We start from the raw sequence: 8,884 nt of genomic DNA on the forward strand, positions 1-8,884 counted from the left end.
CACGAACTGACCCACTGGACGGCGGCGCCACACCGACTGGATCGCGATCTCAGCCGCTATGCCAAGGACCAAAGCGACCGCGCCCGCGAGGAACTGATCGCCGAACTCGGCAGCTGCTTCCTCTGCGCCGATCTCGGCATCGTTCCCGAACTCGAGCCGCGGCCCGATCATGCAAGCTACCTTGCCGCCTGGCTCAAGGTTCTTAAAGGCGACAAGCGGGCGATCTTTGTCGCCGCCGGCCATGCGCAGCGCGCCGTCAGCTACCTGCACTACCTGCAGCCGGATCAGACGGACGAAGGGGAGGCGGCGTAAGTAAGCCGCCTTTCCGATGTCAGACGGCCAACGATCGTGTCCTTATCCGCGCGCGCTTTTGCGTTCAAGAACGGCATTCGACCACTTTTGGTCCGTAAGCTTTTTGGTCGGAGCGAGATGACCAAGTGCTGCAAACTCGTCAAGGAGATGCAGCGCGGTCCAGACAGAAAGGCGGGATCACACGCCGCGCCCGCATTTACATTGTCCAAAGGACAGAAACCGGTGCCGCCTGAAGCTTTTCACCAAACGGCGTTACGCGGTTATGGTCATGCAGGACCAAGCCACGAACAAAACGCTCACCGACGGCAGCTTCCAATTGTCGGAGACCGCGAAAATCGTCACTTTTGACAGTGGCAGACGCTTTGACTTCGATCCCAATTATTCGCCCACGCCGGTCTTCGATGATGACATCGACCTCATCCTGATCTTTGGTACGGTAATGTGAAAACGAAACGCGTCGGTCGGACCATGATGCTAGTTTCATCAACTCAGACACGACGAAACTCTCCAGTAACGGACCAAATCGCGATTTGTTCTGATGGAGGATATCTTCGTCGTCCTGACGCATGGCAGCGAGTAGGCCTGTGTCGATGAAGTGCAATTTCGGAGTTTTCAGGATCCTGCTTAATCGATTATTGGACCACGGATTAATTTGCTTGATGAGAAACAAACGCTCCAGAATGGAGACATATCGTTGCGCTGTCACGCTCGACAATCCCAGTGCTGAGCCGAAGCTGCTATGGTTGACGAGCTGGCCCGCATGTTCGGCCAAGACATCGAGTAGACGTGGCAGACGGTCGAGTTGATCGACCTTAGCAATATCGCGTACGTCTCGATCGAGGATCAATCTAGTGTAATCTTCCAACCAAGCCGCGCGGCGGGCTGATGTCGGACGGCGCAGTGCTTCCGGATATCCGCCTTTCAGCACGGTTTGCATCAGCCCGTCGCCATAGATGGTTTCTTCATCGGCCACGGGAGTCTCACCCGCGAACAGACGATCCAGGAAGACGCCTGGCGTCGACCGGATTTCTGCCTGAGCGAAGGGTAAGAGCGGGACGACAGCCATCCGCCCGGCTAATGAGTCGGCAACTGCCGGGATCGTTGCAAGGTTCGCAGACCCTGTTAGCAGGAACCGGCCGGGGGCGTCATCGCGATCAACGCTTTCCTTGATTGCGAGAATGAGCTCAGGCGCACGTTGGATTTCGTCGATGACCGCTTTATCAATGCCCCGAATGAACCCGACAGGATCCGTTTTTGCTGCATTCAATGCCCCGGCGTCATCAAGAGTGATGTAGCTGCGATTGCGCCCAGCGAACTGCTGGACAAGCGTTGTTTTGCCCGCTTGGCGCGGTCCGGCAACGAGAACCACCCGTGTATCGGCCAACGCCGTTTCGATGATTGGGCGCGCCCTGCGTTGAATGATTTGCTTTTGATCGGCCATTGCGGCTATTCTTAACCGGAATTGCGTCTGATTTAAAGTTGAAACATGTCTGATTTAAAACCTGTTGACGTCTAGTTCAACAATCGTGCCCGAAGTTCGCTACAACACGATACCAAGGCAACGACCGTACGGTCGCTTCCTCCCCTCTGGCCGGGGGCGCCAGCGGCTATGCGACGCCGACCGGCAACAGTTCGAAGCCTCACAGGCAACGTCGGCTGTGGTTTGGGTTCGCGTACCGCGTGGGGCGATAGATTCCGACGAGGACGTGTCCGGCGGGCGGCATACTAAGACAGAATAGAACTGCGACAGGTTTCGCTACGCTACTTCCTGTGCGAGCGGTTGTTAATCCCGCGCACCACAGGATTGACCCTACGAGCTTGAACCGGTTCGTTTCGGTTTCACTAGGAATGGTTGACTCGAAATAACATCAGATCGGTAGGACGGGCCGGAACCATCGGTTCCAATCCTTCAACCTCTTCGCCTGCCAATAGGCTCTGTAGTAACGGCATCTGACTCTCGCCCGGCAATCCTCTAGGTATCCGGCATAAGGCGAGATAGTCGAAGTCTGCCAGAAGCGCGGACCGCTCCGAACCGTCTGAAGTCATGAACGTCCTTAGAAATCGACTGATCGCAGGTGCTGAGCGGTGGAATGGGATACTCGAAACGCTGACGTTTCCTGGTCCGTTCAGAATGATGTGGAGACCGAGGGCTGGCGGGGTCATCATCTTCGACCGTCCGAGCAAACTGATGGCAGTGAGATCGTGATGTTCACAGGAATTCCACAAGAGATGGTCGAACGCGTCATAGCTTTCGGGGGCGTCTGGAGATTTCGGAGTGAGGAGAATCAATGCGAGAGGCAGGGTTGCAAAGCAGCCGATGACCGCCGAAACCTTCGCATCTTTTTCGGATAGGGATCGCCAGCGGGCGGCCAACTCTCGAATGGCGAGCGGCACGAGCAGGGGAACGACGCCGACCGAAATTCTCAAAAAGCGGTTCGACAAAAAGACTAAAAGAAGCAGCCCACAGGCGAGCAGGTAGATAATTGGTAGTTGCGGCCGTCCTTCGCTAATGCTCCGGCGCGCGCAGGGGGCTGCGAGGAGGAGCGTCAAGCTCATGGTTGCCAGCAGCGCGATGGCGATGTGATCTTCGGTGCGAAAGAACTGCAGAGACGTCATTTCCTGCTGGATCCGGTCGAACCAGTAAAGACGGCTTGGGCCGGTTATCATGGAGAACGGACCAGAAGCCATCAGGGGATACTGCAAGAGGATACAAGTAAGAACGGCTGCACCGAGAAAGAGGAGAAGGATTCCGCGCACCATCCGGTTGTAGCGTTCTCCCAGGCCTATGGACACCAAAACCGATACTAAGCCAAATGTCAGGCGAAATGAGAAACTGACCCCCTAACGAAATGAAGAACTGCCCCCTCGTGTCAGAACGAGGAGAGATGGATGACGAGTGCGATTTCAGCGCATCCTGCATCGTGGGGAACGATGCAGGGCGAAGATATGCTTCAGGCAGATGAGGTGATGGCCATGTTGCGGCTGCACGAGCTTGGTTGGGGTGCCAAGCGTCTATCGAAGGAATTTGGCTGTGCTCGCAACACTGTCCGCCGATATCTTCGTGAGGGTGGAGCGGTACCTTTCAAGAAGCCGGTTCGGCGGAGTGCATTTGATGGCCTTGATGATTGGCTTCGTGAGCGCTTCTTTAGGCATGACGGCAATGCTGATGTGATCCGGCAGGAATTAGTCAGCGAGCACGGCATTACCATCGGTTTGCGTTCGGTAGAGCTTCGAGTCCGGGAATGGCGGCGGGAACTCAGGGCGCAGAAGCGTGCGACAGTCCGGTTTGAAACGCCGCCGGGTCGTCAGTTGCAGATCGACTTCGGGCAGACGCGTGTCTGGATCGGTGACGAGCGGGTTCGGGTAAACGTCTTTGTCGCCACGTTGAGCTATTCCAGACGCATTCATATTCGTGCCTCATTGAGAGAGGGGCAGACCGATTGGTTCGAGGGGATGGAAGGCGCGTTTCTTCGATTTGGCGGCGTTCCCGTTGAGGTTTTGCTGGATAATGCGAAGGCGCTTGTCGAACATCACGATGCGGTTAGCCGGGAGGTTCGCTTCAATGCGCGACTATGGGCGTTTGCCCGTTACTGGGGCTTCGCGCCACGCGCTTGCGCTCCCTACCGGGCCCGAACAAAGGGGAAGGACGAGCGCGGGGTAGGCTACGTCAAGAAGAATGCCATCGCTGGTCGCCGGTTTGAGAACTGGGCTTCATTCGAGGCGCACCTTGACCGATGGATACGAGAGGTCGCGGACCGACGCGAACACGGCACGACTGGTGAAGCACCCATTGAACGCTTTGCTGCGGAGGCCGATGCCCTTCGGCCGCTATCCGGCCGCGCACCGTTTGGACAACTACGCGACCTCGTGCGCAAGGTGCAGGCGGACTGCGCCATCGATCTCGACACAAACAGCTATTCCGCACCCTGGCGTCTCATCGGCGAGAGCGTCCAAGTCGTTGTGCTGGCGGGCCGTGTAATTATCCGTCACGCTGGCCAGGTCGTGGCCGATCATCCTCTCTGCCAGGGACGGCGACAACGGATTGTGGACCGGGCTCACTTTGTTGGCGTCGCAGGTAGCGAAGGACTGGTTCGCACCGCTCCAGTTGAGCTGGCACCAGCCGCCTTGCTGCGACCACTTGCGGAATACGAGGCTGTTGTTGGAGGTGGCTGGTGATGACGACCGTCGATCACGATTTACTCATCGCGACACTCGATCGGCTCAAGCTGACGGCGATCCGCGACCAACTCGACACGTTGCTGGACGAGGCGGCCCGCTCGAAGATGACCTTGCGCGAAGCTCTGGCGTTCCTGGTGTCACGAGAGATTGCCCGGCGCGATGAACGGCGCATCTCGATGTCGAGCAAGTTGGCGCAGTTCCCCTTCGTACGCGAACTCGATGGCTTCGACTTCGAGGCACAGCCATCGCTGGATCGAGGACAGATCAGGGATCTGTCAACCTGCCGCTGGATTGCTCACGGCGACACCGTCCTATTCCTCGGACCTCCCGGCACCGGTAAGACGCACCTTGCTGTCAGTCTTGGCCGAGAAGCGATCCGCCAAAACTACAACGTTCAATTCGTCACGGCGGCCACTCTGGTTGCGATGCTCGCCAAGGCCCATAACGATGGCTCATTGGACAAGCAGTTGACAATCCTATCGCGGCCGAAACTGCTGATCATCGACGAGCTGGGATATCTGCCCTTCGAAGCGAACGCGGCGCACCTGTTCTTCCAACTGGTCTCTCGCCGCTACGAGAAGGGATCGATCCTGATTACCTCAAATCGATCGGTCGGAGAGTGGGGAAGCGTCTTCGGAGACCCTGTCGTCGCCACCGCGATATTGGACCGGCTGCTGCACCATTCGACAGTGATCACCATCCGAGGTGATAGCTACAGGCTTCGCGAAAAGCGCCGTTCCGGCCTTCTGCAGAAGGCCGGAACGGCGCTTGAGACAAACGAAACAGCAAATCAATGAAGGGGTCAGTTCTTCGTTTCGCCCACGGGGTCAAATCTTCACTTCGCTTGACACCAAATCCCGACAATGCCTGTATGTCGGGCATCGAAAAGGCGTCGGCAGACATTGTCCAGTAGTGAGCGGGTGGGATTAGGACGAGCATTAACATTGGCGACATGACCAAGCAAGCGATCCCCGTCGAACCCAGCATTGTCCGACTGCCGCGAACATCGAACACCCAAGTGCAACTGAGTGCTATCAAAGTCAGGGCAGAAATCGGCAGCGTTTCAAGACCGACAGCCGTCGAAACCGACACGCCCACGCCCACAGTGGCTCCACCGACCATGTCGAAGCGACTTATGCCATATACGACAAGTAACAGCAGGACGATCTGGAGGTTATGATGATCGATACGACCCGGACTGAATTCCCAAAAGGCATATGGCATGACAATGAGCAGCCCCAGCAGTGTTTTGACTGGAAGATCCGCTTTCGAGGGATAAAGCCGCTTCAATACGCTGACGATTAAGATGCTAAAGATGACACCCAAGATCGGCGGCCACACCTTGAACGCGATATCGATCGATCGCTCTTGTCCGAAAAAATAGTGTAGGGCGAATGCGATGGTCGCATAAGGTGCATCGATCAGGCGCGACCATGGTGAGATGTATATTTCCGGACCGCGGACCATCGGCAAACTGAGATCGTACCAGCCTGATGAGCTCAGGAGCAATCGAACGAAAAGACCGCGGAGTTGATCGTCGATATCGCCATTGTGAAGCGTATCGCCGCTAAGATCGACTGTAATGTAGACCGCGACCACGCAGACGACCAGCAACGAGTACAGCCAAAACGGCCAAGAATCGTTCGACACCTCACGTTGAGATGCTTTGGTCCACCCGAAAAGCGCCATACTTACTCTGCGTTAAAGTCGAAAAAACTGATACGTATTCCTTAAGGTTGTAATCTCATAAGTTGAAGATAGATTCAATAGACGGTGGTTTTTGGTATTGCGTAGAAGGACCGCAAGAACTGCTTTTTAGAGTGGAGTAGCCGTTCAGGCCTTCGCGCCGTTCTTGGAATTCTATCCCATTCTCAAGATATTGCGGGCCTGAAGCAGTTCGATTGCCGAGGTGGTCGAACGTGCGCTCGAATCCTATGAGATCCGTGAGGCAGGGCGCGAGCTTGCTTCGAGCTTCTATTCGCGTCTTAGGGCGCAAACCGGCACAGACATTGATCTGGAAGCTGTAGTCAGTGAAAATCGCCATCGCCATCGCCATCAGGGCGTCGAGCTTTGATCTTTCTCGACACCAACGTCGTTTCTGAGACCTTGAAGAACGCACCCAACGAGGCAGTGATTGCTTGGCTGGTTCGATTCGATGCGGAATTAGCACTGCCAACAGTGACGATCGCCGAGATCGCCTTCGGGATCCAGAAGATAAGACCGGATCAGCGCGCCGATCGGCTTGAAGAGGGGTTGCAAGAGTGGCGTCGTCGTTTTGCTGATCGGGTATTCGGATTGACCGAAGAAGCCGCACTCGCCTACGGGAGATTATGGGCGATGCCGCTCGTAAGGGACGCGGAATCCCGATGCAATGATTTGCCGCGATTGCCCTGGTAAACGGTGGCCGCCTAGAGCGGATCATTGCTTATCGGAATCGGTGCGGGATTCCCAAATCAGCAGATTTGTGATTCATCATGGATGCTGGAATGGAGGCCAGCATCTATGACGCGACCCTATTCGAATGATCTTCGCGAGCGAGTCGTCGCAGCGGTTGTGGACGGTCAGAGCTGCCGGGTGGTGGCGGAGCGGTTCGACATAGCTGTCTCATCCGTGGTGAAGTGGTCGCAGCGTTATCGGGCCACCGGCAGTGTGTCGCCTGGCAAGATGGGCGGCCATCGCCGACGTGTGCTGGAGCCGCACCGCGCCTTCATCGTCGAGCAGATCGAGCAGACATCACATCTGACGCTACATCGGCTGAAGGATGAGTTAGCCGCCCGCGGCGTGACCGTCTCCCACAATGCCATCTGGCAGTTCATGCGCCGCGAGGGCTTGAGCTTTAAAAAAAACGCTGTTCGCCCTTGAGCAGGGCCGCGCCGACATTGCCCGGCGCAGAGCCCGCTGGAAAGCCTGGCAAGACCGCTTCGATCCGAAGCGGCTCGTCTTTATCGACGAGACCTGGATCCGCACCAACATGGCGCCGTTACGCGGCTGGGGGCCGAGGGGCAAAAGATTGCGCGGCTTTGCCCCGCACGGCCGCTGGCGCACCCTGACCTTCCTTGGCGCCCTACGCTGCGACAAGCTCACTGCGCCCTGCGTCTTCGACGGTCCCATCAATGGCGAATGCTTCCGCGCCTATGTCCGCCAGCAGTTGATCCCGACTCTCAAGCCTGGCGACATCGTCATCCTCGACAATCTCGGCTCTCACAAAGCCAAGGCCATCCGCGATGCCATCAGGGCAGTCGGCGCCAGACTCTGGTTCCTGCCGAAATATTCCCCCGACCTTAATCCGATCGAGCAGGCCTTCGCCAAGATCAAGCACTGGATGCGCCAGGCCCAAAAGCGAACCATCGAGGAAACCTGGCGCCATCTGGGCTTACTCGCCGACACCATCAAGCCAGAGGAATGCGCCAACTACTTCTCAAATGCTGGCTACGCTTCCGTCAAAACATGAAACGCTCTAGCAACCCGCAATCTCGCGGATTTCGAGACCACACGGCTCGATCTCACGTCTCCGTGGGACTGCCTTTGTGATGCTTTAATCCTTTGAATGAAGCAGGGAGGGGCCTTTAAAGCCCGGATGCCTTGGTAAGGTTGACGCGAAAGCGATCGCGCCGGCCCTTATCGTTCGACGCTGCGAGATCGTGTGCGGCGCCCGCGAAATCAACGTTTGCAGCTCGGCGTCGGTCTGGTCTGATCGCAGTCCTTGACCACAGCAGGCTGTGTGTTGTTTGCGCCCGCGAGGCCTCCGACATGGGTCGCGTAGTTGTCACGCGTGTCCTGATCGACCACAGCAACCGGCGCGGCGAGAACCAGACCGGCAACGTTCCCAGCGGCCGTCGCAGCCCCGGTGGTCGCCACCAAGATCTGGTCGCCAAGTCCGACGTGATTGTCGGTCAACGTCTGCCCCTCGGAGATACGCTGGCCAATGAGCTGCACGATCTCCGGCGACTCCGCGAATTTGCCGTGGTTCATGCTGTCGCCGGATTTGATCTTGGTGAGGTCGATGACGATGATCTTGTTGTCCTCGAGCTCTTTCTTGTACGGGGCCCGCTCCGGATCGATGGCACCCAGCCGGGAGACGTCGCCCCAGACCCGGCGCGAGAAGGCCAGCGCCTTGTCATCACGGGAGACAAACAGGGTGAACTGCGGGTGCTGCTTGCCCATGTCGGCGATCTGCTGGCGGAACACGTCGACGTCGACGTCGGGAGCGGCCAGCATGACGTTCTTGAACTTCTCCGGTAGGCGGCCGTTGCGGATGGCCATCTGGCGCAAGGATTCCAGCGCCAGCCAGTTGCCCATCGAATGCGCGAGGATCGAGACCTCCTTCACCTCGGGGTCCTTTGCCAGATACTGGAAGAGTGTCTCCAATGCGTTGCGGGTGTAGTTGGTGCTT

General features: G+C 57.3%; 8 protein-coding genes and 2 pseudogenes. 6 read left to right on the forward strand and 4 right to left on the reverse strand.

Annotated elements, in window-relative coordinates:
* A partial coding sequence (locus BSG20_RS34200; protein ID WP_244551845.1) for a zincin-like metallopeptidase domain-containing protein occupies positions 1-312 on the forward strand: 312 nt, incomplete at its 5' end.
* 196 nt (positions 313-508) lie between these two features.
* Here the strand turns inward: BSG20_RS34200 and BSG20_RS34205 are convergent.
* Positions 509-1,753 (reverse strand): ATP-binding protein, encoded by a 1,245-nt coding sequence (locus BSG20_RS34205; RefSeq protein WP_072382252.1) that lies wholly within the window; start codon positions 1,751-1,753, stop codon positions 509-511.
* A 401-nt stretch (positions 1,754-2,154) separates the two neighbouring features.
* Positions 2,155-3,072: a hypothetical protein gene (locus BSG20_RS34210; RefSeq protein WP_072382254.1), complete on the reverse strand. Its 918-nt coding sequence runs from the start codon at positions 3,070-3,072 to the stop codon at positions 2,155-2,157.
* A 129-nt stretch (positions 3,073-3,201) separates the two neighbouring features.
* Between BSG20_RS34210 and istA the strand changes: the two genes are divergently transcribed.
* Positions 3,202-4,488 (forward strand): IS21 family transposase, encoded by a 1,287-nt coding sequence (gene istA, locus BSG20_RS34215; RefSeq protein WP_072382257.1) that lies wholly within the window; start codon positions 3,202-3,204, stop codon positions 4,486-4,488.
* Positions 4,488-5,288: an IS21-like element ISSme2 family helper ATPase IstB gene (gene istB, locus BSG20_RS34220; protein WP_072382259.1), complete on the forward strand. Its 801-nt coding sequence runs from the start codon at positions 4,488-4,490 to the stop codon at positions 5,286-5,288. The genes istA and istB overlap by 1 nt, the downstream gene beginning before the upstream one ends.
* On the opposite strand, the gene BSG20_RS36125 is transcribed toward istB, so the two are convergent.
* Positions 5,185-6,180 carry a hypothetical protein gene (locus BSG20_RS36125; RefSeq protein WP_143147612.1) on the reverse strand — a complete coding sequence of 332 codons (996 nt, stop codon included), beginning with the start codon at positions 6,178-6,180 and terminating at the stop codon, positions 5,185-5,187. The genes istB and BSG20_RS36125 overlap by 104 nt on opposite strands.
* A 208-nt stretch (positions 6,181-6,388) precedes the next feature.
* Here BSG20_RS36125 and BSG20_RS38210 point away from each other — a divergent pair.
* The 3 genes and pseudogenes from BSG20_RS38210 to BSG20_RS34235 all read left to right on the forward strand — a co-directional run.
* Positions 6,389-6,565, forward strand: a pseudogene (locus tag BSG20_RS38210) (plasmid stabilization protein); the annotation flags it as partial.
* Positions 6,562-6,863 (forward strand): annotated as a pseudogene (locus tag BSG20_RS34230) (PIN domain-containing protein); the annotation flags it as partial. The pseudogenes BSG20_RS38210 and BSG20_RS34230, both read left to right, overlap by 4 nt.
* Positions 6,864-6,993: 130 nt before the next feature.
* Positions 6,994-7,942, forward strand: a protein-coding gene (locus BSG20_RS34235; protein ID WP_093041861.1) for an IS630 family transposase whose coding sequence is annotated in 2 segments (ribosomal slippage) — positions 6,994-7,329 and positions 7,331-7,942 — 948 coding nt in all. Because the reading frame shifts where the segments join, the coding sequence is not laid out codon by codon here.
* 209 nt (positions 7,943-8,151) lie between these two features.
* Here BSG20_RS34235 and BSG20_RS34240 read toward each other — a convergent pair.
* A partial coding sequence (locus tag BSG20_RS34240; protein WP_143147613.1) for an alpha/beta hydrolase occupies positions 8,152-8,884 on the reverse strand: 733 nt, incomplete at its 5' end.

Origin of the sequence: Rhizobium tibeticum (assembly GCF_900110205.1) — a bacterium.
Classification (GTDB): domain Bacteria; phylum Pseudomonadota; class Alphaproteobacteria; order Rhizobiales; family Rhizobiaceae; genus Rhizobium; species Rhizobium tibeticum.

Bases quoted from the DNA above. Each gene is read 5' to 3' on its own strand.
- istB (WP_072382259.1), top strand. From the start codon at position 4,488: ATGACGACCGTCGATCACGATTTACTCATCGCGACACTCGATCGGCTC.
- BSG20_RS36125 (WP_143147612.1), bottom strand. From the start codon at position 6,180: ATGGCGCTTTTCGGGTGGACCAAAGCATCTCAACGTGAGGTGTCGAAC.
- BSG20_RS34205 (WP_072382252.1), bottom strand. From the start codon at position 1,753: ATGGCCGATCAAAAGCAAATCATTCAACGCAGGGCGCGCCCAATCATC.
- istA (WP_072382257.1), top strand. From the start codon at position 3,202: ATGACGAGTGCGATTTCAGCGCATCCTGCATCGTGGGGAACGATGCAG.
- BSG20_RS34210 (WP_072382254.1), bottom strand. From the start codon at position 3,072: ATGGTGCGCGGAATCCTTCTCCTCTTTCTCGGTGCAGCCGTTCTTACT.